The 23933-nt window shown below is 68.2% G+C and carries 21 protein-coding genes and 1 pseudogene; 9 read left to right on the top strand and 13 right to left on the bottom strand.

All coding sequences use genetic code 11. From position 1 onward, the window contains the following. Window positions 1-84 precede the first annotated feature (84 nt). Window positions 85-420 carry a cupin domain-containing protein gene (locus AC6CHP_RS10560; RefSeq protein WP_104186300.1) on the top strand — a complete coding sequence of 112 codons (336 nt, stop codon included), beginning with the start codon at window positions 85-87 and terminating at the stop codon, window positions 418-420. Here the strand turns inward: AC6CHP_RS10560 and AC6CHP_RS10555 are convergent. Then, window positions 404-1948: a serine hydrolase domain-containing protein gene (locus tag AC6CHP_RS10555; protein ID WP_377194898.1), complete on the bottom strand. Its 1545-nt coding sequence runs from the start codon at window positions 1946-1948 to the stop codon at window positions 404-406. The genes AC6CHP_RS10560 and AC6CHP_RS10555 overlap by 17 nt on opposite strands. Before the next feature lie 114 nt (window positions 1949-2062). On the opposite strand from AC6CHP_RS10555, the gene AC6CHP_RS10550 reads away from it, so the two are divergent. Continuing rightward, entirely contained in the window at window positions 2063-2593 is a 531-nt protein-coding gene (locus tag AC6CHP_RS10550; protein ID WP_498229696.1) for a GNAT family N-acetyltransferase, read from the top strand. Next, a complete protein-coding gene (locus tag AC6CHP_RS10545; protein WP_498229694.1) occupies window positions 2590-3486 on the top strand; it encodes a class I SAM-dependent methyltransferase in 897 nt (298 codons plus the stop codon). Before AC6CHP_RS10550 ends, AC6CHP_RS10545 begins: the two co-directional genes overlap by 4 nt. Here AC6CHP_RS10545 and AC6CHP_RS10540 read toward each other — a convergent pair. Both AC6CHP_RS10540 and AC6CHP_RS10535 read right to left on the bottom strand, forming a co-directional pair. Next, complete coding sequence (locus AC6CHP_RS10540) at window positions 3476-4480, bottom strand: bile acid:sodium symporter family protein (RefSeq protein WP_188811311.1); 1005 nt, start codon at window positions 4478-4480, stop codon at window positions 3476-3478. The genes AC6CHP_RS10545 and AC6CHP_RS10540 overlap by 11 nt on opposite strands. Window positions 4481-4649: 169 nt before the next feature. After that, window positions 4650-6191: an alanine/glycine:cation symporter family protein gene (locus tag AC6CHP_RS10535; RefSeq protein WP_498229692.1), complete on the bottom strand. Its 1542-nt coding sequence runs from the start codon at window positions 6189-6191 to the stop codon at window positions 4650-4652. Window positions 6192-6426: 235 nt separating this feature from the next. Here AC6CHP_RS10535 and AC6CHP_RS10530 point away from each other — a divergent pair, with 235 nt between their 5' ends. After that, a complete protein-coding gene (locus AC6CHP_RS10530) occupies window positions 6427-6696 on the top strand; it encodes a hypothetical protein (protein ID WP_188730695.1) in 270 nt (89 codons plus the stop codon). A 38-nt stretch (window positions 6697-6734) separates the two neighbouring features. Here the strand turns inward: AC6CHP_RS10530 and AC6CHP_RS10525 are convergent, their stop codons facing one another. Both AC6CHP_RS10525 and AC6CHP_RS10520 read right to left on the bottom strand, forming a co-directional pair. Then, complete coding sequence (locus AC6CHP_RS10525) at window positions 6735-8120, bottom strand: MBL fold metallo-hydrolase RNA specificity domain-containing protein (protein ID WP_498229689.1); 1386 nt, start codon at window positions 8118-8120, stop codon at window positions 6735-6737. Window positions 8121-8133: 13 nt separating this feature from the next. Further along, window positions 8134-10773 carry a PEP/pyruvate-binding domain-containing protein gene (locus AC6CHP_RS10520; protein WP_498229687.1) on the bottom strand — a complete coding sequence of 880 codons (2640 nt, stop codon included), beginning with the start codon at window positions 10771-10773 and terminating at the stop codon, window positions 8134-8136. A gap of 174 nt (window positions 10774-10947) precedes the next feature. Here AC6CHP_RS10520 and AC6CHP_RS10515 point away from each other — a divergent pair, with 174 nt between their 5' ends. The 3 genes from AC6CHP_RS10515 to AC6CHP_RS10505 all read left to right on the top strand — a co-directional run bounded on the left by AC6CHP_RS10515 (window position 10948) and on the right by AC6CHP_RS10505 (window position 13815). Further along, window positions 10948-12144 carry a Vgb family protein gene (locus AC6CHP_RS10515; protein WP_498229685.1) on the top strand — a complete coding sequence of 399 codons (1197 nt, stop codon included), beginning with the start codon at window positions 10948-10950 and terminating at the stop codon, window positions 12142-12144. A 131-nt stretch (window positions 12145-12275) separates the two neighbouring features. Continuing rightward, window positions 12276-13670 (top strand): OFA family MFS transporter, encoded by a 1395-nt coding sequence (locus AC6CHP_RS10510; RefSeq protein ID WP_104186313.1) that lies wholly within the window; start codon window positions 12276-12278, stop codon window positions 13668-13670. A 1-nt stretch (window position 13671) separates the two neighbouring features. Next, window positions 13672-13815, top strand: coding sequence for an MFS transporter small subunit (locus tag AC6CHP_RS10505; protein WP_188730686.1), 144 nt, complete (start codon window positions 13672-13674; stop codon window positions 13813-13815). 12 nt (window positions 13816-13827) lie between these two features. On the opposite strand, the gene AC6CHP_RS10500 is transcribed toward AC6CHP_RS10505, so the two are convergent. From AC6CHP_RS10500 to AC6CHP_RS10485, 4 genes are all read right to left on the bottom strand, one after another. After that, a complete protein-coding gene (locus AC6CHP_RS10500) occupies window positions 13828-15510 on the bottom strand; it encodes a SulP family inorganic anion transporter (RefSeq protein WP_498229682.1) in 1683 nt (560 codons plus the stop codon). A 72-nt stretch (window positions 15511-15582) separates the two neighbouring features. Continuing rightward, window positions 15583-18399, bottom strand: a complete 2817-nt coding sequence (locus AC6CHP_RS10495; RefSeq protein WP_498229680.1) for a PEP/pyruvate-binding domain-containing protein — start codon at window positions 18397-18399, stop codon at window positions 15583-15585. A gap of 9 nt (window positions 18400-18408) precedes the next feature. Further along, window positions 18409-18726, bottom strand: coding sequence for a hypothetical protein (locus AC6CHP_RS10490; RefSeq protein ID WP_377194912.1), 318 nt, complete (start codon window positions 18724-18726; stop codon window positions 18409-18411). Between the two features lie 79 nt (window positions 18727-18805). Continuing rightward, window positions 18806-19726, bottom strand: coding sequence for a LysR family transcriptional regulator (locus tag AC6CHP_RS10485; RefSeq protein WP_498229678.1), 921 nt, complete (start codon window positions 19724-19726; stop codon window positions 18806-18808). Between the two features lie 186 nt (window positions 19727-19912). Here AC6CHP_RS10485 and AC6CHP_RS10480 point away from each other — a divergent pair, with 186 nt between their 5' ends. Then, window positions 19913-20656, top strand: a complete 744-nt coding sequence (locus tag AC6CHP_RS10480; RefSeq protein WP_498229676.1) for a LysE family translocator — start codon at window positions 19913-19915, stop codon at window positions 20654-20656. A gap of 119 nt (window positions 20657-20775) precedes the next feature. Here AC6CHP_RS10480 and AC6CHP_RS10475 read toward each other — a convergent pair whose 3' ends face one another. From AC6CHP_RS10475 to AC6CHP_RS10460, 4 genes and pseudogenes are all read right to left on the bottom strand, one after another. Beyond that, a complete protein-coding gene (locus AC6CHP_RS10475; RefSeq protein ID WP_377194915.1) occupies window positions 20776-21312 on the bottom strand; it encodes a DM13 domain-containing protein in 537 nt (178 codons plus the stop codon). A 42-nt stretch (window positions 21313-21354) separates the two neighbouring features. Beyond that, window positions 21355-22053 (bottom strand): DUF998 domain-containing protein, encoded by a 699-nt coding sequence (locus tag AC6CHP_RS10470; RefSeq protein WP_498229673.1) that lies wholly within the window; start codon window positions 22051-22053, stop codon window positions 21355-21357. A gap of 135 nt (window positions 22054-22188) precedes the next feature. Beyond that, window positions 22189-22617: an NAD(+)--rifampin ADP-ribosyltransferase gene (gene arr, locus AC6CHP_RS10465; RefSeq protein WP_229675378.1), complete on the bottom strand. Its 429-nt coding sequence runs from the start codon at window positions 22615-22617 to the stop codon at window positions 22189-22191. A 30-nt stretch (window positions 22618-22647) separates the two neighbouring features. Further along, window positions 22648-23394: pseudogene (locus AC6CHP_RS10460) on the bottom strand (alpha/beta fold hydrolase); the annotation flags it as partial. Between the two features lie 213 nt (window positions 23395-23607). Between AC6CHP_RS10460 and AC6CHP_RS10455 the strand changes: the two are divergent. Next, the gene (locus AC6CHP_RS10455) at window positions 23608-23928 is read left to right on the top strand and encodes a GYD domain-containing protein (RefSeq protein ID WP_104186321.1); all 321 of its coding nucleotides are present in this window, start codon (window positions 23608-23610) and stop codon (window positions 23926-23928) included. The last annotated feature ends 5 nt before the right edge of the window (window positions 23929-23933 follow it).

The following is a 23933-nucleotide window of genomic DNA, read 5'->3' as shown; positions in this document are numbered from 1 at the left end:
CGTGAACGCCCCGGACCAGCCCCATAAAGCACTTAGTTCAGCAGTCTCCTAGCTCTGGCTGTCCGCGGTGGGTACGGTGTCCGAATGCAGAAGATATCGATTGATGCCCTGGCCCGCCAGCAGCTCGAGGCGGCGGTGGCGGCTCCCAGCGGGCGGGCGGCGGACACGGCGTTCGGCGGCCACGAGAAGAAGCTGCGCCAGACGGTCATGGCCTTCCGGGCCGGCACCCAGCTGAGCGAGCACCAGAATCCAGGCGAGGCCACGGTTTACGTGATCAGGGGATCGGTCTGGCTTAAGTCCGGCGGTGAGGCCTGGCAGGGCAAGGCCGGTGACCTCCTCATCGTCCCGGACGGGCTGCACAGCCTGGAGGCCGAGGAGGACTCGGCGGTGCTGTTCACGGTGGTCAAGACGGACCGGTAGCTTCTGCGGTCCTCAGCTGTGCCAGGAGCCATACGGTCCGCGGGATGGGCCAGATGATCGCCAGCCCAAGGACGGGCACCAGCGAGACTCCGACGTCAGGAAACTGGCGGATGATCACGGACAGGTGGGTGTCGAACCGGGCGGGCGCGTAGGCGAGGCACAGCCACAGGGCGAAACCGTCCAGGGCGAGCGCGGCCGTGCCCAGGGCCAGGGGTGCCTGCCGGCGTCCGGGGGCGGAGCGTCCCCGGAGCAGGAAACGGAGCGACAGCGACAGGCTCAGCACCTCCGCCACCAGCAAAGCCAGCGCAACGGCCCAGCTGTAGCGCTGCAGCCAGTCCTCGTGGATGACCGCGGGCACGGGGGAGTGGCCATGGAGGATCCGCAGGACGTTGGTGTCGATGGCCTTGAGCCGGGATGGCGCTGCTGTGTCGTTGCCGTTGATCACCAGGGCGACGCCCAGGCCGGAGGCCGGAACCATGGCCAGGTAGGTGTGGCTGTTGCCCCATTCCCCCTGGTGCTCCAGCAGCAGCGGCAGGTCCCCGTCCGGGGCCGGCCGGGAGGCGGCCACGGACTCCACCAGTGGCCGGGTGAACCAGCCCATGGCGTACCCCTTGGACCCGTCCACCTGCACCCGGGGTTCGAACATCGCGGCCACGCTCGCAGGCTCAAGGATCCGCGCCCTTCCGTACCGGCCGCCGTCGAGCAGTGCCGCCAGCCCGTTGCCCAGGTCCTCGGCGGAGGCGTAGAGGGTGCTGGACGGCATCCCGGCGAGGGGTGCGGGGACGTCGGTCGGCAGCCAGGACGAGCTGAACCACCGGGAATAGCCGGCCGCAACACTGTCGTCCTGCGCGGCAGCCCGGGTGGGATGGCTGTGGAGCATGTCCAGTGGCCCAAAGACGTGCTCTTCCAGATAGTCCCCGAAAGGCTGGCCGGAGACGGTCTGCACCAGGACGCCCAGAATGTTGAAGTTGGCGCTGGCGTAGTGGAAGCCCCGGCCCGGTTCACCGGCCAGGGGAGCGTCCGCCAGGGCGCGGACCGTTTCCTCCAGTGCTTCCGGGTCCTGTCGGCGGGAGGCTTCGAAAGCGGTGTCCCGGGAGCTCATGCCGCTGGCCTGGTGGAGCAGGTGCCTGACGGTGATGGCCGCCGAACGTGGGTCGTTGAGCGTGAACCACGGCAGGTAGGTCTGAACCGGCTCATCCAGCCGCAGCCGCCCCGCCTCAACCTGCTGCATCACGGCGATTGCGGTGAGGGACTTGCTGGTGGAGGCCAGCAGGACCGGGGTCTGGGCAGTCATCGGCCGTCCGGAAGAGTCAGCGTGGCCGAAGGCGGCGGAGTGCACCCGGGTCCCGTCACGGACGACGGCGATGGCGGCACCGGGAATGCCGAGCGTATCCATTTGTTCCCGCAGGAACGAGTCCACGGCCTGGTAGTCCTGCCCGCGCTGGACAGGAGGGGCAGCAGCACCGAGAGTGGCGGCCAGGAGGAGGCACAGCAGGAGGCCGCGCGATAACCACGAGATACTCCGCATGGCTGCACCTGCTTCGGCCGACCGTCCCTTCACGGTAGGGCGTGGCGGAACGGAAAACAATGCGGCACGGACGCCTGCACGGCAACTCACCTGGTCCGTGGCTAGGCTGGCGCAATGGACTTCCAGCTTCGCCAGGCCACCCCCGAGGACGCCGAGGCGGTGGTGCTCATGCAGACAATGGCGCATGAGGAGTGCTACCCGCACCTGCTCTCGCCCGGGTTCTTCCGCGGCCGCAGGGCCAGCATCCCGGAACGGGTGGAGCGGCGCCGGCCGCACCTGGCTGTCCCGGACCCGCGGATCATCGCCGTGGACGCCAACAACGAACTGGTAGGCTTCGCGGACGCCGGGCCCGGCCGCGACGTCGACGGCCCCGAAGCGCTGGAGCTGTACTCGATCTACACCCTCCGCCGGACGTATGGAACGGGGCTCGGCGCAGCACTGATGCGTGCCGCCATCGGCGACGGGCCAGCCTACCTCTGGGTGGTGGAGGACAACCCGCGGGCGCTTGCCTTCTACCTCAAGCAGGGCTTCCGTCCCGACGGGAAACGCAACACGCTGCCACCCGAGTGGGAGTCGCTGCCTGAATTCCGCATGGTCCGGGACGGCACACGCCCTGCAGGCCCCGGCATAGACTCGCCAGCATGAGTGACAGCCGGATGGCGATCGACTGGGATTCCGCACGCGCCAGCAACCTGGCCAACTGGGAGGACCGGGTCCCCCTGCACGAAGAGGCGTACGGCGTCAGTGCTCTGGATGATCCCAGCCATCTGACCAGCGTTGTCCGGACGGACCTCTCCGCCCTGGTGCCCTACCTCCCGAACGGCACGGTCTCCGGCCTGGACGTGTGCCACCTTCAGTGCCACATCGGCACGGACACGCTGTCCCTGGCCAGGGCCGGGGCCCGCGTCACCGGCGTCGACTTCTCCCCGGCCGCCCTGGCGTCCGCCGCCAGCCTGGCCGCGCGTCTTGGCTTGGACGCCACGTGGGTGGAGACGGACGTCCTGGAAGCCCGCGCCGCCGTCGTCGGCTCTTTCGATCTGGTGTACACAAGCATCGGCACGATCAACTGGCTGCCTGACCTGGAGCGCTGGGCGGTCCAGGTGGCAGGGCTCCTGCGGCCGGGAGGGACCTTCTACATCAGGGACGGGCACCCGGCCCTGTACGCCATTGACGAGCACGCGGACGGACTGCAGCTCCGGTACCCGTACTTCGGCACAGGCCAGGCGCAGGTGTGGGACGACGCGACAACCTACGCGGGGGACGGCACGGTGGCGCATTCCCGGACCTATGAGTGGGCGCATCCTTTGTCCGCCATCATCAACTCCCTGATAGGAGCCGGCCTGCAGATTCTCCGCCTGGAGGAGGGGAGGACCCTCCCGTGGAAGTTCGCACCCCGCATGGTGGAGGTGCCGGACGGTTTCGCGTGGCCCGAAGCCGAGCGGGACCGTGTGCCCTGCACGTACACGGTCATCGCCCGGAAGCCGGGGGAGCAGGCGGAGCCTGCAGGACCTCCGGAAGGAACCCGGACTACTCCGTAACGGCCGCCGGGACCGCCTCGCCCTGGCGCTGCGCGGGAGTGCTGCGGCGGCGCCAGTAAGCGGCCAGCACGGCTCCGGACACGTTGTGCCAGACGGAGAAAATGGCGCCAGGCAGTGCAGATTCGGGGGTCAGGTACTGCCGGGCCAGGCCTGCCGCGAGGCCCGAGTTCTGCATGCCCACCTCAACCGCGGTGGTGCGGCGGGAAGGAACCGGCAGCTTGAACAGGCGGGCGGCGCCGTAGCCAAGGGCATAACCGAGGCCGTTGTGCAGGATGACGGCCACAAGGACCAGCAGCCCTGCGGCGAAGATGGCCTTCGCGCTGGCGGCAACCACCGCAACCACCACGGCCGTGATGGCGAGGACCGAAATCCAGGGGAGTGCGGGCAGTGCCTTGGTGACCAGGCGCGGCAGGAAGAGCCGGATAATGAGCCCCAACAGCACGGGGAACAGCACGATCTGCACGATGGACCACGCCATGGAGCCGGCATCCACCGGCATGTACTGGCCGGCCAGCCACAGCGCCAGGACGGGGGTCAGCAAGGGAGCAAGCAGCGTGGACACGGTGGTCATCGCCACGGAGAGGGCGACGTCGCCCCGGGCCAGGTAGGAGACCACGTTGGAGGCTGTTCCGCCGGGGCAGCAGCCCACCAGGATGACGCCGGCTGCCAGCGCCGGCGGCAGCCCCAGCGCCGCCGCGATCAGCCAGCCCAGCAGCGGCATGATGGCGTACTGCGCCACCACGCCGATCACCACGGGGACGGGTCGTTTGGCGATAACGGCAAAGTCAGGGGGAGTGAGGGTCAGCCCCATGCCGAACATGATGACCCCCAGCAGGGGGTTGATCCAGGGGCCGAGCCCGGTGAAGGCGGTGGGGGTGGCAAGCGCCACGGCACCTCCGGCCAGGATCAGCACGGGGAAGAGTGTGACGGCGATGCGGGCGCTGCGTTCTTCGGCGGCTGAGGCCGTCGTCGAAGATTCGGGTAAGGAAGACATACCTACCGGATTATCACAGCGGGGGTTGTGTTCCAGAATCAGGGGTCTTGATGACGCCGCCCCTTAATGGCGCCTTGACGGCGGCGGGGGTGTGGCCGTGCGCCGCGCAAAGGGCGCGGCGCACGGTCCAGTGTGTACTCAGTGCATTGTGTACTGCGTGCGGTGCGTACTAGGCGCGGGCGGATTCCTTCTCGCGCTCGGCCGGCTTGTAGGACTCCCAGAAGGTGGCCCCGGTGATTCCGAGGGGCCGGGGGTCGAAGACCGGGTCGAGGCCGAGCTTCTGCTGCCGCTCAAAGTCCTTGAGCGCCTTAAAGGCCGGCTTCTGCAGGATCAGGATGCCGATGATGTTCAGCCATGCCATGAGGCCGACGCCGATGTCCCCCATCACCCACGCGTTGGCGGCGGTGTTCACGCAGCCGTAGGCGACGGCGATCAGGATGCCCACCTGCAGGGCCATGGTGGTTACGCGGCCCACGCTGGCACGGATGCCGGGGATCACCTTGTTGGAGGACTTGCCCACCAGGAACCGGAGGTTGGTTTCCGCCATGTAGTAGTAGGCGATGATCGTGGTCAGGCAGAAGAAGAACAGGGTGACGGCGATGAACGCGGCACCCACGCCGGGGAAGACGGAGTCGAACCCGGTCTGCACGTACTGGGGCCCGACGACGGCCGTCGCGGACAGCAGGCCGCCCTCGGCGAGGATCTCACCGTCTTCGGTTCCTCCGGAGAAGACGCGGTAGGCGCCGGTGGAGAGGATCAGGAAGCCGGTGGCCGAGCAGACGAACAGCGTGTCGATGTACACCGCGAAGGCCTGGACCAGGCCCTGCTTGGCCGGGTGGGAGACCTCGGCGGCGGCAGCGGCGTGCGGGCCCGTGCCCTGGCCGGCCTCGTTGGAGTAGACGCCGCGCTTGACGCCCCACATCACGGCCAGGCCGATGATGGCGCCGAGGGCGGAATCCATGCCGAAGGCGCTGCGGAACACCAGCGAGAGGATCTCCGGGAGCTGGGAGGCGTTGATGAACACGACGATCAGGGCGAGGATGATGTAGCCGACGGCCATGAACGGCACCACGAACGAGGCGACGCTGGCGATTCGCTTGACGCCGCCGATAATGACGAACGCCAGGACGATCACGGAGCCGACCGAGACGATCCAGGGGTCAATGGTCCAGGCACTGGCGATGGCGGTGGCCATGGAGTTGGCCTGGACACCCGGCATCAGGACGCCGCAGGCCAGGACGGTCACGGCGGCGAAGACGTAGCCGTAGACCTTGAAGAAGCCGGCGCCCTTGGTGTGGGAGAGCGCGCGGGAGAGGTAGTAGGCCGGGCCGCCGCGGTACTCGCCGGACAGCGGGTCGCGGGTCTTGTAGATCTGGCCGAGGGTGGACTCGATGAAGGACGTGGAGGCGCCCAGGAAGGCCACAGCCCACATCCAGAACAGGGCGCCCGGTCCGCCGAAGGCGATCGCGGTGGCGACGCCGGCGATGTTGCCTGTGCCCACGCGGCCGGACAGGGACATGGCCAGGGCCTGGAACGAGGAGACGCCGGAGGCGGACTTTTCGCCCCGGAACAGCTGCTCGATCATTCCCTTGACGTGCCGGACCTGCAGGAAGCGTGTCCGGACCGAGAAGTAGACTCCGGTGGCGAGGCAGAGATAAACCAGCCAGTCGCTCCAGATCACGCTATTTATTGCTGACAAAACACCGCTCATAAGTGTGGGTTCCCTCCATGGAAGAGCGCGGGTGATGCGGTTCGGGGGTGGACGCTGTTGGGTGAACGGAAGTGGCGCACACCACACCAAAACCTGTGAAGTGTCGCACAAAGGCCCGTCGTCCGTCCATTTGACTAATTCCCAGGCTGTCGTTCACGTCACATTGGCGAATTTGTGGTGGATGCTGCAAGGTGCGCGAGACTTGGAGTCCGGCCACAACGAAAGCAGTTTCTCCGTGATTACTCTCCAGCAGGACGCAGAAGGCTTCATCCGGATGAACCGGCGCTACCCCGCCAGCGTCCGCATCAGGATCAATTTCAACGACGGCAGCACCGGCGAGTTCTCAGGCCAGGCCCTCAACCACGCCTATGACGCCGCCCTGGCGGAATTCAGGGCGAAGAACAACCTCGACGCGCGGGGATACTCCCGGACGTCCGCCGGCCGCTCGAACTCCGGCAACAAAATTGACTTCGTTCCGGTGCACCCCGGGATGCGCGAGGAGTAGGCGCACCCGCCCCCGGGGCGAGGCCTGCCGACGGTCCGTCAGCGGGGGTTCTCGAGCGAGATGGTCTCCAGATGCTCCGGGACGCGGACTTTCCATCCGAGCTGGTGCTTGATGCGCGCCCGGAGGGTGTCCGAGGCGTCCGGTTCCCCGTGGGTGATGTACGTCATGGACGGCGCCTGGGGGGCAGCCTTCATCCATTGGATGATTTCGTTGGAGTCGGCGTGCGCGGACAGTCCTTCCATCTGGATGACCTCCGCCTCGATCCTGACTTCCTGGCCGTAGATGCGCAGGTACTTTTCGCCCGCGGCCAGGGAAGCGCCCCTGGTTCCGCCCGCCTGGTAGCCGCTGAGGATGATGGCGTTCCGCCTGTCGGGTCCGTAGCTTGCCAGGTGATGGAGGATCCGTCCGCCGGTGAGCATGCCGCTGGCCGAGATGATGATCATGGGCCCACCGCGGAGGTTGAGCAGTTTGGACTCGTCCGGGCTGCGGACGGGGACGGCCACTTTGTACATGGCCTCGAATTCGTGGTCCTTGAGCCGGTGTTCCTCGCGGTGCCGCTGGTACATGCCGGACGCGTCGATGGCCATGGGGCTGTTCAGGTAGACGGGGATCGGCGGAATGGCGCCTTTGGCCAGGAGGCGTGAGAGGTGCAGCAGCACCGTCTCGGCCCGGCCCACCGCGAACGCAGCGATCATGATGACCCCCTGCCGCTTGGCCACCCGCCTGATGATCTCGCCCAGTTCGGTTTCCGGGTTTCCCGCCGGGTGTTCCCGGTCGCCGTAGGTGGATTCGGTGACCAGAACGTTGACCGGTTCCAGTGCCCGGGGCGGGTACATCAGCGGGTCCTGCGCGCGGCCAAGATCCCCGGTGAAGTGGACGGTCCGGCCGCCCAGTTTGAGGTGCACCTGTGCCGCGCCGAGGATGTGGCCGGCGGGCAGGAACGTTGCCTCGATGCCTCCGGGCAGCGGGACCGGCGCGTCGAAGTCGCGGGTGATGAAACTGTCGAGTGACCGGACGGCGTCGGCTGCCGTATAGAGGGGAACGGGAGGGTGGTGCGACGTGGATCCGGTGTGGTCTGCGTAGCGGGCTTCCTCTTCCTGGAGGTATCCGCTGTCCGGAAGCAGCAGCTTGCACAGCTCGGTGGTCCCGGCCGTTGCGTATACGGGGCCGCGGAAACCGTCCCGGACCAGCGCGGGGATGTACCCGGTGTGGTCCAGATGCGCATGCGTCAGGACAACGGCGTCGATGCTTGCAGGATTGACCGGGAAGGGCACGCGGTTGCGGTCGCGGAGGCGCTTGTACCCCTGGAAGAGCCCGCAGTCCACCAGGACGTGCCGGCCCTGCGACCGGACCAGGTACCGGGAACCCGTCACGGTGTCCGTCGCCCCCAGAAAACGCAGCGTCGGCGGATGCTGTTCCCTCATGCCGGCTCCTCACTCACGGGTGCTCGATGGTGACCGTGCCGGCGTCCCCATCCACGGTGACCTGCTGGCCGGTGGCCAGCCGCTGCGTAGCCGCGCCGGTGCCAAGGACGGCGGGGATGCCGTACTCGCGGGCCACGATGGAGCTGTGGCTCAGCGGGCCGCCCACGTCCGTCACGATGGCGGAGGCCATGGCGAACAGCGGTGTCCAGGCGGGTGTGGTGATCCGGGCAACCAGGACATCTCCGGGCTCCATCCGGCCGAAGTCCCGGGGCCCGCCCAGGACGCGGGCCGGAGCGGTGACCCGTCCAGAACTGGCACCCACGCCCTTGATGACATCGCCGTGCTGGCGCTGCGACGCCGCCGGCATCATGGACCCGAAGGCCTTCTCCATCCACCGGCGCTCCGGGAGCATCTGTGGGGCGGCGGCCCTCGCCTGGCCCCGCCACAGCATCCGGCGTTCCTCGACGGCGGCAGCGCGGACGGGGCGGTTCGCTCCGGTGATGACGGCCTGGGCCCCGGGTGCGGCGAGGCCGAACTCAACGGCGGTCCGCACCTCCTGGAAGCGCAGCCAGAACACGTCGGCGGGCTCCGTGATGACGCCGGAAGCCACCAGCCGGCGCCCGAGTTCCAGCAGCATCTGCCGCAGCAGCGGCCACGCGAGTCCGACGTCGGCCAGCGCGTCCTCGCGGATTGGCGCGGTGTGCTGGGCCCACCTAAGCAGCCGTAGAAAGGCGGCCCGGCGGCGCGGCCCCAGCCGGGCGGCCACCTGTTCAGTCAGAGCCTCCCGGCGCTCGGTCAACAGCCGCTGCCGCTCATGCGGGTCGGTGCCCTGCCCCCGCAGGTAGAACTTCACCGTCGCCAGAAGGGTGGACGGATCATCGGCGGCCACCGCGGTAGCGAAATCCAGGTTGTAGACCGCATGGCCGTAGAGGTCCAGGTGCTCCCGGAAGGCGAAGCGCCACTCCTGCCACAGGGCGTCGTCCACCCCTGCGGGCGGCGACCCTGTGCGCTGGCACTCGGCGAGCTCCGCCGTCGGCCGTTCCAGCAGCACTGATGTCAGCCCGGGGTCACTGCGGGCCCAGGCGGCCAGGTCCCACAGGGACTTCTCCGCCCGGATGGGTTCGCTGTCGTACCCCAGGAGGAACGTCTGGGCCGGCGGATCCCCGGCACGCCGGACCATCTTGTCGTAGAAGGTGCGGAAGGCGAGCTCGCTGCTGGTGGCGAGCGGAATGATGGACTGCACGGCCGTGTAATATACGGTGCCGGCGTCCAGCAGCGCCTGCGCGCCCGCCAGCAGTTCCCCGCCGGTGAGCTCCGCCGGGGGCTTCGCCTGCCAGTCCTTGATGGCCTGTTCGTAGCGGGGGTGGGAGAACCCGCGCCAGCCGGCGATCCCCATGTGCGCCTTGCCGCGGGCCAGCGCACCCAGCGCCGTCACCAGTCGCCCTGTCATCCGCAGCAGTCCCGAGGTGCGGTAATAGTAGTAGGCGTAGCCGTTGACGGTGGGCAGTCCAACGTCGCCGTCGCGGATGACGTTCCTGCCCAGGGCCTCCGCTATCAGGGCCTGCAGCGACTTTGCCACGGAGCCGTCCACCAGGTCGGCGAACAGCGGCGTGAGCGGGTCCGGCAGTTGTTCCACGATGCTCGCGCGGAAGTAGAGCCCGTTCGGGTATGGCACGGGCCAGGCCTCCGGGGTGTCGGCCGTCGGCTCGGGCAGTGCGGTGATGGGGCGGGACTGCAGGATGAAGAACCGGCCACCGGCCCGCGCCCACTCGATGTCCTGCGGCGCGCCGAAGTGCGCGGCGGCCCGCTGTCCGTGGCCGGCAAGTTCCGCCGTCTCCCGGTCATCGAGGACGGGTTCACGACGGCGGGCTGCCGCCACCGGCTGCTCCCGGGTGCCGTTCTCCGCGTAGACGGTCATGACGTCCTTGTCCGCTGTCCGCCGCGACAGCACGGAGCCGGTCCCGGTGTCCACCACCACGTCATCGGTGGTGACCGTCCCGCTGACCACCGACTCGCCCAGGCCCCACGCGGCACTGATCACAGTCTGGTCCCGCCGGCCGTTGGCGGGGTTGGCGGTGAACATGACCCCGGCGGCCTCGGCCTCCACCATCTGCTGGATCACGACGGCGAGGCGCACCTGGCCGGGTTCCACTCCTTCACGCGCGCGGTAGGACATGGCGCGCGCCGTCCAGAGCGAGGCCCAGCAGCCGGTCACTGCCGTGGACAGTTCCACCATGCCGCGGACGTTCAGGGAGGTTTCCTGCTGCCCCGCGAAACTGGCCGAGGCGAGGTCCTCGGCCGTGGCGGAGGAGCGGACTGCCACGGGTGTTCCGCTGCCGAGGCGCCCGTAGGCGGCACCGAGTTCGGCGGCGATCCCGGCGGGCATGGTGCCGGTGGCGAACAGGGCGCTGATGCGCCGGGAGGCATCCTGGTACGCCTGCGGCTCGACCTCCGGTGGCAGCGCCGCGAGTTCCTGGATGCCGGCCGTGAGGTTGTTGGCGTCCACGAACTCTGAGTACGCGGCGGTGGTGAGCACGAACCCGGGCGGGACCGGCAGCCCGGCCCGGATGAGGCCGCCCAGCCCCACGGCCTTGCCGCCCGCTACGGCAACGTCGCCTGGCCCCACATCGCTGAGGTCCCTGATATAGGTCATGGCCGCGCGTCCTTGCTGCCCGGCTGGGGGCGCCTGGGGGTGAACCTGATGCTCACATACTGGCACCGCCAGGGGCGGGTGGCCATGGGTCCAAAGTCAGGTTCCGAACCCGGCGGCCGGCGGTAGTATCGGAGGGTTGCCGCGGGGGTCGGCAGCAGTTTTGGGGGAAACACCGTGCTTCACAAGCTGTTCCGCCGTGCCGCCGGCATGGTCTCTTCCGTCCGGACGGCGCTGCTGGCCGGCGCCGCAATCTTGCTCGCATCCGCCGTCGTAGCCGTTCCGGCGTCCGCCGCCGATGCCACGGTGATTGACGCTGTCGGGCAGCCGTTGGGTATTGCGTACGGTCCCGACGGGGCTCTGTACGTCAGTGACTACAACTGGGTGGGCGGCGTCAGCGTCTACCAGCCGGGCGAGGCCCAGGCCTCCCGTCACATCACGGTGGGCCATTTTTCAACGTCCCTGGCCGTCACTGCCGACGGAAGGGTGTACGTGCTCCAGCACACCGAGTCCCAGCAGACGGAGCTGGGAGTCGTGGCGCCCGGTGCCAGCGGGGTGTCCGCGACCATTCCGTTGACGCAGGGCAACCATTGGCTGGCCGCAGCACCGGACGGGTCGCTGTATGTGGCCAGTCCCTCCGAGGGGACCGTTTCGGTGGTTCCGCCGGGTGGAACCCGCGTGGAGCGCGTCCTGGACGCCGGCCCCTTCCCGGTAGAGGTGGCGGTGGCCAGGGACGGCACAGTGTACGCCGCCAACCAGCACGCCGGGACCGTCACCGTGATTCCCGCCGGTGCCGCAGGCCCCTCGCACACCGTTGACGTGGGGAGGACGTCCAGCCCGCACGGCATCGCCGTCGCGCCGGATGGAACTGTCTACGTGGCGAACGTCCTCTCCGGCGACGTCGCCGTCATCGAGCCCGCCGGCACCACCGTGTCGCAACGGATCAGGGTGGGCCGCGGACCGCAGGAGGTGGCGGCCGGTCCGGACGGAACGGTGTACGTGACCAACAGTGTGGACAATACAGTCTCGGTGATCCCGCCGGGAGCTGATGCCGTGGCCCAAACACTTGCCACGGGCGAGGACCCCGGCCGCCTGGCAATTGCGGCAGATGGTTCGGTGGCCGTGGTCAACAGGGGAAGCAAGACAGTCACCGTGTTCGACGGCGGATCGGACGGCTCCGCCGCTGCGGCCGCCGCCGCCACTCCTTCAGCACCTCCATCCGAAGGCGCAGTCATCGCCGAGGGTTCCTTCGATGTTGCGCTTCCTGCTGTCGCCGCCGGGGCTGGTGCGCTGGTGCTGGCAGGTGCAGCCTCCCTTGTCGCCGTGCTCCGGCGGCGCCGTTCGTCGCGGATTACCTACCGCCCACCGCATTAAAGATACGTTTGCTTACTATTTGCCCCATGATTGCCGGAGGCCGCAGCGCGTAAGAGGGACTTTCGCCTCTGGAGGGGTAGGCGCTGCGGCAGCTACAGGACACTGACGTCTTTGACGAGCAAGGGAGCACCATGGGCTGGCTGGACCGAGAACGAACCGTTGCCCCGCCGGGATTCAACCGCTGGCTGGTGCCGCCCGCGGCGCTCGCCGTCCACCTCTGCATCGGCCAGGCCTACGCCACGAGCGTGTACAAGACGGCACTGGTCAAGCATTTCGGCGCCAGCCTGACCGAGATCGGCGTGATCTTCTCCATCGCCATCGTGATGCTGGGCCTGTCCGCCGCCATCATGGGCACCTGGGTGGACCGGAACGGCCCGCGCAAGGCCATGTTCACGTCAGCCATGTTCTGGGCGGGCGGCTTCCTGATCGGATCGCTCGGCATCTTCACCCAGCAGCTCTGGCTCGTGTACCTCGGCTACGGCGTGGTGGGCGGAATCGGCCTGGGCATCGGCTACATCTCACCGGTGTCCACCCTGATCAAATGGTTCCCGGACCGCCCGGGCCTGGCCACCGGCATGGCCATCATGGGCTTCGGCGGCGGCGCGCTGATCGCCAGCCCCGTCTCCACGGCGCTGCTCAGAATGTACGATCCCAACTCCGGTGCCACGGACTGGGTGGCCAGCGGCGATGCCGTGGGCAAGCTCTTCCTGACGCTCGCCGTCGTCTACCTCGCCTACATGCTGTTCGGCGCCTTCACCATCAAGGTCCCCGCGGACGGCTGGAAGCCGGCCGGGTTCGATCCCGCCAAGGTCAAGGCCGCCAAGCTGGTCACCACGGAGAACGTTTCGGCCAAGAACGCCGTCAAGACCAGGCAGTTCTGGCTGGTGTGGATCGCGCTGTTCTGCAACGTGACCGCGGGCATCGGCATCCTGGAGCAGGCCGCGCCGATGATCCAGGACTTCTTCCGCCAGTCCGACGGCGTCTCCCTGGTGAGTGCCGCCGTCGCCGCCGGCTTCGTGGGGCTTCTCTCCATCGGCAACATGGCCGGACGCTTTGCCTGGTCCGCCACCTCCGACGTCACCGGCCGCAAGCGCATCTACATGGTGTACCTGGGCGTCGGCGCCGTGCTTTACACGGTGCTGGCGCTGGCCGGCTCCACCACCACGGTCCTCTACGTGGCGCTGGCGTTCGTCATCATCTCCTTCTACGGCGGCGGTTTCGCCACCGTGCCGGCCTACCTGCGGGACCTCTTCGGGACCTACCAGGTAGGTGCCATCCACGGCCGGCTGCTGACCGCCTGGTCCGCCGCCGGTGTGGCCGGGCCGCTGATCGTCAACGCGTTCCTGGACGCCCAGGGCAAGCCCGGCCAGCTGAACGCCGTGTCCTACCAGCCGGCGCTGCTGACCATGGTGGTGCTGCTGGTGATCGGCTTCCTGGCCAACCTGATGGTCAAGCCGGTGGACGCACGATTCCACGAACCCCGCCCGGACCGCGGACGGGCACACGAACCTGCCATGGAGGCCTGAGATGAGCACCGCACACAACACCGGCGCGAAGGCGCCAGCCACAATGTCCACCGGCAAACTCGCCGTCGCCTGGGCGCTGGTGGGTGTCCCGCTGGCGTACGGGATCTACCAAACCCTGACCCGGGTGGCGGCGCTGTTCGGCTAGGGAACTCTGCTGTCAGCGCCGCTGGAAGGCCCGCACTGCCTCGCCCACCGTCGGGTAGAAGTGTCCGGGCGAGAAACGGGCGGCCATGCCGTACTGCAGCAGCCTGTCTTTAACCGGTCCCTTGAGTTCGGCGAACACCAGGTCCACGCCGTGCCGTTCCAGCCATTCGTCAAGCTGCACCAGCTCGTCCAGTGCGGTGGTGTCGATTCCCGTCACGGGCTCTGCCGCCAGCACCACGCGTTCGGTGCCGGGCGGCGCCTGGTCCAGCTTGTTGCGCACGAAGGACCCCAGCAGCGCTCCGTTGCCGAAGAACAGGGGTGCGTCGAAGCGCAGGATCAGCATGCCGGGGACGCGTTCCCCGTCCGGATGGCGGCTTACGTCGTGGTATCCCGGCACCCCGGGCACATCCACCAGTTCAGCACGGTAGGGCTCCCAGGCCCGCCGCAGGAAGTCCAGGATTGCCAGGCCAACGGCAACGGCGATGCCCGTGAGGACCCCCAGGATGGTGACCCCCAGAAACGCCGCGAGCATCACCAGCGATTCACTGCGGCTCATGCCGATGAGCCGCCGCACGCCTGCAGGGTCGGCCAGTGCTGCGGCTGCGGCGATGACAATGGCGGCAAGGGTGGCGGCCGGCAGGAACTCGGTGGTGCCGGGCGCCAGGAGCATAAAGCCGAGCACCAGGATGGCGCCCACCACGCCGGTGACCTGGGTTTTTGCCCCGGACTCCACGGCCACGGGCGTGCGGGACGTGCTGGCCGAGATCGGGAAGCCTCCCATTAGCCCGCTGGCAGCGTTGGCCGCACCTAGGGCAGCCATTTCATGGTTGCCGGAGACCCTTTTGTCCTCCGCCGCGGCCAGGGACTGGGACAGGGTTCCGGTATCAACAAAGACGATGAGGGCGATGGCCGCGGCCGCGGGCAACAACGCCAGGACGTCGGCCCAGCCAATGCCGCCAAGGGCAGGCGCGGGGAGCCCCTGCGGAAGGGCCCCCGTCACCCGGACGCGCCCCTGGAGTTCCAGCAGGGCCACGGCGATGCAGGACGCAACCACTGCAATCAGCACGCCCGGTATTTTCCATTTCAGCGAGCGGGGAACCAGGATGAGCGCCAGCGAGGCCAGGCCAATCAGCAGTGCCGCCATGTTGGTCTCCCCGGCGAGTACCTTCGGCACCGCGGCGATGAGTCTTTCCCAGGGCGTGCCGCCTTCCACGGAGATCCCCAGAAGGGTGGGAATCTGGGACACGGCCACCAGCAAGGCGATGCCGTTGAGGTAGCCGAGCCGGATGGGCTTGGACAGGAGTCCCGTGACGATTCCCAGCCGCAGGGCAGAACCACACAGCAGAATGACGCCGATCAGGATGGCCAGGAGCCCCGCCAGCGCCACGGATTCCTCATCGTTGGCCGCGGCGAAAGGGATGAGGGCCGCAACGATCATCGGGGCAAGCGAGGAATCCGGCCCCAGCACCAGCACGCGCGACGGCCCCACAGCTGCGTAGACAATCAGGGGCACCACCGTTGCGTAGAGGCCGGTCACCGGTGGCAGGCCGGCGGCCTGGGCGTACGCCATGCCCGCGGGGACCAGGATTGCGAAAAGCGCGGTGCCGGCCAGCAGGTCATGGCGCAGCCACTCCATCCTGTAGCCACGCAGAGCTGGCGGAACCCACCAGGACAGGGTCTTTCCGGATCGGCGCATCTTCAGATCATGTCCCAACAATGCCCCTGCCCGCCATCGACAGTCCGGCGGCCGAACGCCCGGTGAACCGCCTCACCAGGTCACGATACCGGCCGCACCGTCTACCGTGATGCTCTGGCCGTCGTGCAGCCGCGTGGTGGCATCGGCAACACCCACCACGGCGGGAATACCGTACTCGCGGGCCACCACCGCCCCGTGCGAGACGACACCGCCCATCTCCATCACCAACGCGCCTGCCGTCATGAACAGTGGCGTCCAGCCGGGGTCCGTGGAGGGGGCCACCAGGATTTCGCCTGGTTCCAGGCGGGCGCCCACAGGATCCATGATCACCCTGACCCTCCCGGTGGCGGTGCCCGCGGAAGCGGGTGTCCCCGTCAGGCGGTCCGCGGCAGCCTGTTGCGGCAGGGCGGCGGCCGCCGCCATCATGGCGGCTTCCACGTCGGTGCCGTCCGAAAGCAGGAGGCGCGGAATGCGCCGGCGCCGCAGTTCGACGTCGTACAGCCGACGGCGGCGGGTGACGATTCCCTTCAGGTCCGCGCCGCGAAGGCCCACACGCAGTTCGTCGAAGTCCAGGAAGAACACGTCACCGGCGTCGCCGATGGTTCCGTTCTTCACCAGTTCGGCGCCCACCTCCGCCAGCTGCCGGTGCATCTCCGCCAGTACCAGCACAATGCAGAACTTGGGCAGTTCCCGCAGGCCGGCGAGCTGCCGTGTCCGGTGCAGGCACAACGCCACCAGGCGCCCCCGCAGCCGGCTCTCCGTCCCGGCACGCTCCACCAGTTCGCTGATCCGGGCCTCCGCGTGCCCGGCGGCCCTGGCGAACTGGCGGTCCGGGGCCTGTTCGGGATCCTCCACGCGGAGGTAGTTGGAGACCATGCCGAGAATGTGGTCCGGCTCCTCGAACCACCTGGGCATCCCCAGGTCGATCTCCGCTACCGCCCGGTGGCCGTACTGGGACAGGAATGCCTGCAGCCCGGACTGGGCGGCGCCGGGCAGCGTGCCCGCCTTGAAGCGGACCGCCAGGTCTCCGGGTGTCAGCTCACTGAACGCCCTGCGGACTTCCGGGTCCTTCCCCAGGGACGCGGCAAGGTGCCACAGCTCCAGGTCCATGATGGTGGTCACGTTGTGGGGCAGCCCGCGCAGCACAGCCTCAAGTTCACGCGGCTCGGCAATTCCGCGCAGCAGCCTCCGGGCCCCGGCCAGCATCAGGTACCCCATGGCCGGGGCCGGCAGCGAGGCCTGGATCAACCCCTTGAACGTAATGGTAAGGATGTCCTCGGTGTGCTGGAGCCGCCTGGCCGCAGTGGCCGGCAGCGGGAGGGTCAGCCGGTCTGCCAGGCGGTCCTGGTACCGCCGCGCCCTCCGCAGTTCCCGGTCCGGCCACAGCAGGGCACGGACCATGCCGGGAATGATCCCCAGGAAGACGCCCAGGCCCTGGGTGCCTTCAGCGCCTTTGGACTGCGTCCGGGAAGGGGCGGTCCTGTCCTTGCGGCCGGCTTTCCTGCGGGGTGGCCGGGCAGCGCTGAACCGCGGATCGTCGAGGAGGGCAGGGAGGATCGCTGCTGACCGTCCGTCCGCGAGCGGCAGCAGTTTGGCAATGACCTCGCGGCCCGATTTGTTGCGGAGGATGGGTGTCAGGTCCACGTACATCCGCAGGCCCGGGTTCAGGGTTTTCCACGGCCCGCTGTTGTTGCCGCGCATGAGGGCCAGCACATGGAGGCCCATCGGGGTGAGGGGGCGGGTTAGGCCCTGCATCAGGGTGCCGCACAGGTAGACGCGGGTGTCCGCGCCTGGCGCTGCGCCGGCCGGCCCCACCGTGCTGGTTTGCCCGGTGAACGGGTCCTCCTCCGGCAGCGGGTAGAGGGTGGTGATGGGCCGCGACTGGGTCAGCCAGGCTTTGCCGCCGTCGTCGATCACCCATTCCACGTCCTGGGGCGCGCCGAACAGCCGCTGGGCGTCGTCGCCAAGGGAGGTCAGTTCGGGAAGCTGCGCCCCGGTCAGGGTGGACGGCTGGTCCTTTGGCTGGTGCAGGATCCGGCCCGAGGCCGTCTCCACCACGAAGTGGTCCGGGTTCACGGCGCCGGACGCCACCTGCTGTCCCGGCCCCGAGCTGGCGTCGATGACCGTCTGGGTCCGGGTGCCGGTCACGGGGTTGGCGGTGAACAATACACCGGCCGTGGCGGCGTCCACCATACGTTGAACCACGACGGCGAGGCCCACCTCGCGGTGGCTGATCCCGTTCGTGGTGCGGTAGGCCACCGCCCGGTCCGTCCAGAGCGAGGCCCAGCAGCGCCGGACGGCCTGGACGACGGCGTCGGCTCCGTCCACGTCCATGAAGGAGTCCTGCTGCCCTGCGAAGCTGGCGAAGGGGAGGTCTTCGGCGGTGGCGGAGGAGCGCACCGCCACCGGGCCGCTGCCCATCGCGGCGTAGGCGTCACGGATGGCGGCCTCGACGCCGGGCGGCACCGGCGCTGCCAACATGGCATCGCGGGCCTGCTGCGCGAGGCTGTCCCAGCCGTCGTGCGAAAGTCCGTTGCCGCCGTCGGACGTTTCCGCCATGGCCAGCCTCTCTGAACCGTCCCGGCGGGTGCCGCCCGGTAGGAGGCTATCCAGCCCGACCTCGTCCAGTTCCATGCCGTCCAGTTCCATGCTGTCCAGTTCCATGCCGCCCAGGCGGGCGGCGATGGCGTCCAGGTCCGTGGGTGCGGCATTCCGGTAAGCCGCCGTCGTCAGGCAGAAGCCCGGCGGAACGGGGAAGTCGGCGGCAACAAGCCGGCCGAGGTTGAGGGCCTTGCCGCCCACGGCGGCCAGCGACGCTGATGCCATGTTGCCGAGATCAACAACCAGGTCCGGCCCGGCGCTGCCCTGCTCAGTGCTTTCTGAAGCCATGTCCTGCTCCTAGCCGTTGCCCGCACCGTCTCCGGTGTCCTCCCACATGACATCCAGGTTGTGGAAGATCACGGGCCCGTCGCAAAGCTTCGCCATCGTGGCAGCGAACTCCGAGGTTTCCGGCCGGCCGGAATTCTCCATTGCCGAGTCGAAGGAATCGAAGTCCACGATGGTGAAGTAGGTCCCCGGGTGGTCCCTGTCCGCCGTGGCAACAATGCGGCGGAACGTGGGCGCAGTGCTTCCCTCGGTTCTTGAGGGTCGGCCGAGCTCTTCGATTTCCTTGATACGTGAGGTCCTGAACTCGATGATCTGCACAAACCCGGGCATAACGGCTCCTCGACGGCGGTGGGCACTGATGCGGATCAGGCTAGTCCCCTCGACGCGTGGTGCACAGGGGAGAAGTGCCCTACTTTGCCGGCTGCGCGTGGACAGATTTCGGAGCAGCGGCTTCCCGGAGGGCGTTGAGTGCGGTGTGGATGAGGCGGGCCCGGACGGGGTGTGCGCGGGTGAAGGCCACGATGCGGCGGCTCACGGTGGGGCCGGTAAGGGGGCGGTCGGTGAGGTTCCCGGGGAGTCCTGACAGCGCGATCCCGGGAAGGACAGTCACTCCCAGGCCGGCAGCGGTAAGGCTGATCGCGGCATGGTGGTCATCGAGCCGGGCAACGTACCGTGGAGTGAACCCTGCCGTTGTGCAGGCCCGGGTGATGATGCGGCCGGTCGGGCCGTCGTGAATGTCGTGGTCGATCCATGCTTCGTCCCGCAGCTGGACCAGGGCCACTGCGTCTTGCGAGCACAGCGGGTGGTTCAGGGGGAGGACCAGCCGCAGTTCTTCCTCGTCAAGGACATGCCGCTGATAGCCCTCAATGGTGAGCGGGTCCGCATCGAGCGCCTCGTTCCGGATGTCAATGTCAGGCTGGTGCCGTCCTCCGCCCGGGTGGAGCTCGTTGATGCTGATCTCCACCACAGTTTCAGGAGAGGCGGTTCGCAGCACGCCCACCACATGCGGCATCCACGCCTGGGCGACGGACGCGAAACAAGCGAATGTGATGCGCTCGGCCCGGCCTGCCCTGAGGTCTGCCACCGTACGTTCGAGGCGTTCCAGGTCAGCAAGCGCCTGGCTGCTTTCCTCCGCCAGATGGAGGGCGGCCGGCGTGGCCTCGATGCCCCGGCCACTCTTCTCGAACAGCGCCAGCCCGGTCTGCCTGGCCAGGGCCTGCAAGTGCTGGCTCACCGTGGCGGGAGTGAGGTGCAGGCCTGCGGCCGCGCCCTGAACGGAACCGGCAGCGATCACCGCCCGCAGAATGATGAGCTTATGGGGATCCAGCATGTGCCGATTGTATGCCGATGCCTGATGATTCGACGGAAATACTTGCTGGTCCCTCACGATGCTCCCGTGCCAAAGTGAAGGAGAAGGCGCGGGGCAACGGATTAAAGTGGGCCTCCGCACCGCACCCCTCCTGAGGACCGGCGCTCCGCCGCCATCCCTGCCCGACCCGCCCGAAAGGCCGTTCCCGTGGACACATCGAACTACCTCGCCCTGCTGGGAGTAGCCGTTATCCTCGCCATCACCCCGGGGCCGGACACGCTGCTGACCCTCCAGTACGCATTGCGCAGACGGAGCGCAGGGATCTTCGTCGCCGTCGGCTCCGCCTCAGGGATCTTCGTGTGGGCGGGCCTGGTTGCTGCGGGTGTTGCAGCCTTCCTCCGGGACTCGCCCGTGGCCTTCCACACCCTTCGCGTCCTGGGAGGTGCCTACCTCTTCTACCTCGGCTACCGCGCCCTCACCACCCACACCCGCGCCCGCATGGCAGCGAGGAAATCGGTGGCAGCAGGATCTGTGGCCGGAGCGCAGTGGCCACGCGCCAGCACCCTCCTCGCCGTAGGCCCAGGTGATGCCTCCGCTGATACCACTGCCGGTGACCTTCAGCCTGGAGGGGGTATCCCAACGAGGTGGTCGGCGTTCGGTGCAGGGGTGTTGTGTTGCCTCACGAACCCCAAGACCGGATTGTTCTTTCTCGCCCTCATACCGCAGTTCAGCCCCACCGGCGCGGGTCCGCTTTACGTCGTCGCCGTGGTTGGCGGCACCGTTGCAGCCGTCATTGGCAGCTACCTCGCCGTCGTCGCTCTCGGTGCGCACACCGCCGGAACCTGGCTCAACCGGCCCGCAGTCACCCAATGGATCCACTGCATCTCCGGCGTGGTCTTCATTGCGCTCGGACTCACCACCAGCATCCCCGTCGTCACCGCTCTGCTCTAACCCACGATCGCGAAACGGACGGCACGCGCCCGGGCCCGACGGCGGCGGTCACTCCGCCGTCGAACGTTACGTCAGCGGTGTGCGCGCCTAGGGACTGACGTTGCGGGCCGGAGCACGGACTACGTGTTCAGCTCGGCAGCGGCGAAGGACACAGCGAAACGTGCGCACCAGATGCTGACCGAGGTGTAGTCGCCCAGTACCGTGGCGGCCGGAATCTCGTAGTTCTGATCGCCCTTGTTGGCTTTGAGCGCGCCCAGGTCCAGGTAGGCGCCGTCGTCGAAGACGTGCCAGCCTGCCACTCCCTCAATGACCGGGGCATCACTCAGCCACACCTTCAAGTCCGGCCCATCAGAAGTGTCAAGGCCTTCGAGCCGGAGGATCCGGCTCCCGTCCGCGAGCTCAAGAATCCTCACCGTTCCGGAGCTGGCATGTTCGTGGCTGATGAGCTGGCCTGTTGCCAGTTCACGCGGAGCAGCGGGCGCGGCGGGCACGCTGGGCGTGGCGGATGCAGCGGGGGCGCTGGGCTCCGCCGTCGATTCCTGGGACGGGACGGCGGCCGGGGCAGCGGCCGGAATGTCCTCGGTCACGGTGGAGCTGGTGAAGAGCCGCCAGGGCTGGAACAGGTACAGCCCTACCGCCAGTGCAATTGCAGCCACGAACAGTCCTGCCGAGATGGCAGCGCGCTTTCCCATAACACCTCAACGAGCGGAGTGATGGCGGCGTTCCTCGGCGGGCTCGTCCAGACCACTCCTCCACAGCGCCACCGCCAGAACCGCCACCCACAGCAGGAACGCCCCGATGCTGACTCGCTCGCCGATGCCCAGCACCAGGTTTGGCCCGGGAGCTGCCATGAACGCCACCATGCCCATGAGCGCAGAAGCGGCGAGCGAGAGGATCGAATACCATCGCATCCGGCCGTGGAACCCTGCCGCCACGAAGCACATCGCGGCCACCATTAGTCCGAGCTGGATGTTCGTGGCGAAGATATGCATGGGAACGGACGCATCGTCACCCAGCGTCAGCGGGTACAGGGCACCCATGATGTTCCACAGCCCGTACGCGGTGAGCAGGCCGCCCGCGATGCGCAGGGCGCGGTTCCCCTGCGCGGAATTCCATACGCCCACACCGAAAGCGACGAACAGGGCTGTATAGAGCCACGTAAATACGACGAGGATGTCCCGGCCGGGGGATCCCACCGCGAACAGTTCGCTCACCATCTGCCCGGTGCGGAGATACCCCTCCCATCGGGATGCCGCCAGCCCGTCCGTGGCCACCACGTAGAGCAGCGAAGACAGCGGCCCGGCAGCCAGGAGGACCCGCCGGACGGCGTCCCGCCGCGGGCTCCCGGTTTGTGCGGCCCGGCTGCGTTGGGGGTGCCGCCCTTTCGCGATTGGCATTTTGGAACGTTCCTCAGAGCCCGCGGGCTGGTAGGGGCTTGCTGCAGGATCCGCGGGCATCGGGCCCTGATGCCTGCTTCTTTCAGCGTGTGCCGGCTTGCCTGATGCGGGCAGGGCCGAACGGCCTTGCCCGGGTTAGTCGATGGCCTCGATGCCCTGCCGTTTCAGTTCCTCCAGGTGGCTGAGCATGTGCTGCAGCGCCTCGGGGGAGTGCGGCTGCCAGTCCGGAACCTCGCCGAGCACGCGGAGGGGTTCACGGGTGCGGTAGGACCGGGTGGGGTTGCCGGGGAACTTCTTGTCGGTGAGGTTGGGGTCGTCCTGAAAGGCGCCGGTGGGCTCCACGCGGTAGATCCTGCCGGCCCCCTCACCCACGCTGAGTTCGGCGCCCCAGGTGGCGGCGTCCAGGGTGGCCGTGAAGTAGAGGTGGTTCGCAGCCTTCCGTCCCCCGTAGTTGGAAGCGTAGCCGGGTACCAGCAGGTCCCCGGGCCGCACGTCCGCCTTGGTGCCGTGATAGAAGGGCCCGGAATCGGTTGGGCCGGTTGGGGTGTTCTTGAGCGGGTGCAGGAAGGCCGCGGCATCCGTTGCCACCCGCTCCGGGCACTCCCACAGGACCAGGTGCCCGGCGTCGGGATAGACCGTCAGCACGGCTCCAGGAATCCGCGATGCCAGAACCTCCTGGTCCTGCCGTGGCAGCAGGTCATCCTGGCCGCCGTAGAGGATCAGCGTAGGCGTCCGGACGGCGCCGGCTTCGGTGGGCGGGGCGGCAGCGGTCAGCCCGGCCAGGATCTTCTTCCACACGTGGGCAGGCATCCGGACGCCGTCGCGCACCCGCTCCTCCAAGTACCAGTTCGGAACAGGCTGGTGCAGGGTGAACCAGGAGAGCGATGACCGGACCCAGTCCTCATCGATGGGATCGGCCAGCCGGTCCACCTCCTCGGCGAAGGCCGGCAGTCCCTGCAGGCTCAGCGGCGACCCCACCAGGACCAGCCCGGCCACCCGCCCGGGATGCGATGCAGCGAGCTGCTGGGCCACGTAACCGCCGCTGGAGGAACCGAGGACAAACGCCGTCTCCACCCCGGCTGCGTCCAGGATGGCCGCCGCGTCCTCCGCCTGTTCCGCCAGGGAGTAGCCGCCCACGGGTTTGTCCGCCTCGCCCTGGCCGCGGAGATCCGGTGCATAGACCCGGAAGCCGGCCAGCCCGGGCAGCAGGCGGTCGAAGCAGCGGCGCGATTCGCCCCACGCATGCAGCAGGAGCAACGGTGCCGCGCCCGCGTCGCCCTGGATCAGGCACGGCACCGTGATGCCGGTGCGGAGGGCCAAGTTCCGGACCTCGGATTCCATGGCATCAGGGTACGCCGGGTGCTTGAAAGGAGCACGAAATCGGCCCACCGCTTAGGCACGCAGGCTTCGAAACCAGCTGGCAATCCGCGGCCTATTGACTGCCTGCAGGCGGAGGAATAGTTTCTGCGATAGCGGGGTCCAACACCCCGTTTCCACGGAATGAAGGGCCGGATCTGGGCCGCTCCTGCACCGCGAATACAGGAGGAAAACATCATGCCGAAGTATTTGTTTGAAGCCACCTACGTTGGCCAGGGAATCAAGGGGCTCATGCAGGAAGGCGGCACCAAGCGGCGTGAGGCGCTGGTGGAGGCCCTCAAGTCCGTGGGCGGAACGCTGGAGAGCTTTTACTACGCCTTTGGCTACTACGACGTCCTTGGCGTTTTTGAGGCGCCGGACGATGCAAGTGCCGCCGCCCTGTCGCTGCTGATCAATTCGAGCGGGAACGTCAACGTCCGTCTGAAGCCGCTCCTGACGGTGGAGGATCTGGACGAAGCCGCCAAGAAGACGCCGACCTACCGGGCGCCTGGACAGTAGGGCGC

Source organism: Pseudarthrobacter sp. GQ63, assembly GCF_059758765.1.
This window is presented reverse-complemented; position numbering and strand designations above follow the sequence as displayed.

Coding starts and splice junctions, on each gene's coding strand:
- AC6CHP_RS10490 (WP_377194912.1), bottom strand. CDS start 18,726: ATGCCCGGGTTTGTGCAGATCATCGAGTTCAGGACCTCACGTATCAAG.
- AC6CHP_RS10470 (WP_498229673.1), bottom strand. CDS start 22,053: ATGCCAATCGCGAAAGGGCGGCACCCCCAACGCAGCCGGGCCGCACAA.
- AC6CHP_RS10510 (WP_104186313.1), top strand. CDS start 12,276: ATGGGCTGGCTGGACCGAGAACGAACCGTTGCCCCGCCGGGATTCAAC.
- AC6CHP_RS10535 (WP_498229692.1), bottom strand. CDS start 6,191: ATGAGCGGTGTTTTGTCAGCAATAAATAGCGTGATCTGGAGCGACTGG.
- AC6CHP_RS10550 (WP_498229696.1), top strand. CDS start 2,063: ATGGACTTCCAGCTTCGCCAGGCCACCCCCGAGGACGCCGAGGCGGTG.
- AC6CHP_RS10455 (WP_104186321.1), top strand. CDS start 23,608: ATGCCGAAGTATTTGTTTGAAGCCACCTACGTTGGCCAGGGAATCAAG.
- AC6CHP_RS10495 (WP_498229680.1), bottom strand. CDS start 18,399: ATGGCTTCAGAAAGCACTGAGCAGGGCAGCGCCGGGCCGGACCTGGTT.
- AC6CHP_RS10555 (WP_377194898.1), bottom strand. CDS start 1,948: ATGCGGAGTATCTCGTGGTTATCGCGCGGCCTCCTGCTGTGCCTCCTC.
- AC6CHP_RS10485 (WP_498229678.1), bottom strand. CDS start 19,726: ATGCTGGATCCCCATAAGCTCATCATTCTGCGGGCGGTGATCGCTGCC.
- AC6CHP_RS10545 (WP_498229694.1), top strand. CDS start 2,590: ATGAGTGACAGCCGGATGGCGATCGACTGGGATTCCGCACGCGCCAGC.
- AC6CHP_RS10505 (WP_188730686.1), top strand. CDS start 13,672: ATGAGCACCGCACACAACACCGGCGCGAAGGCGCCAGCCACAATGTCC.
- AC6CHP_RS10540 (WP_188811311.1), bottom strand. CDS start 4,480: ATGTCTTCCTTACCCGAATCTTCGACGACGGCCTCAGCCGCCGAAGAA.
- AC6CHP_RS10520 (WP_498229687.1), bottom strand. CDS start 10,773: ATGACCTATATCAGGGACCTCAGCGATGTGGGGCCAGGCGACGTTGCC.
- AC6CHP_RS10500 (WP_498229682.1), bottom strand. CDS start 15,510: ATGCGCCGATCCGGAAAGACCCTGTCCTGGTGGGTTCCGCCAGCTCTG.
- AC6CHP_RS10560 (WP_104186300.1), top strand. CDS start 85: ATGCAGAAGATATCGATTGATGCCCTGGCCCGCCAGCAGCTCGAGGCG.
- AC6CHP_RS10525 (WP_498229689.1), bottom strand. CDS start 8,120: ATGAGGGAACAGCATCCGCCGACGCTGCGTTTTCTGGGGGCGACGGAC.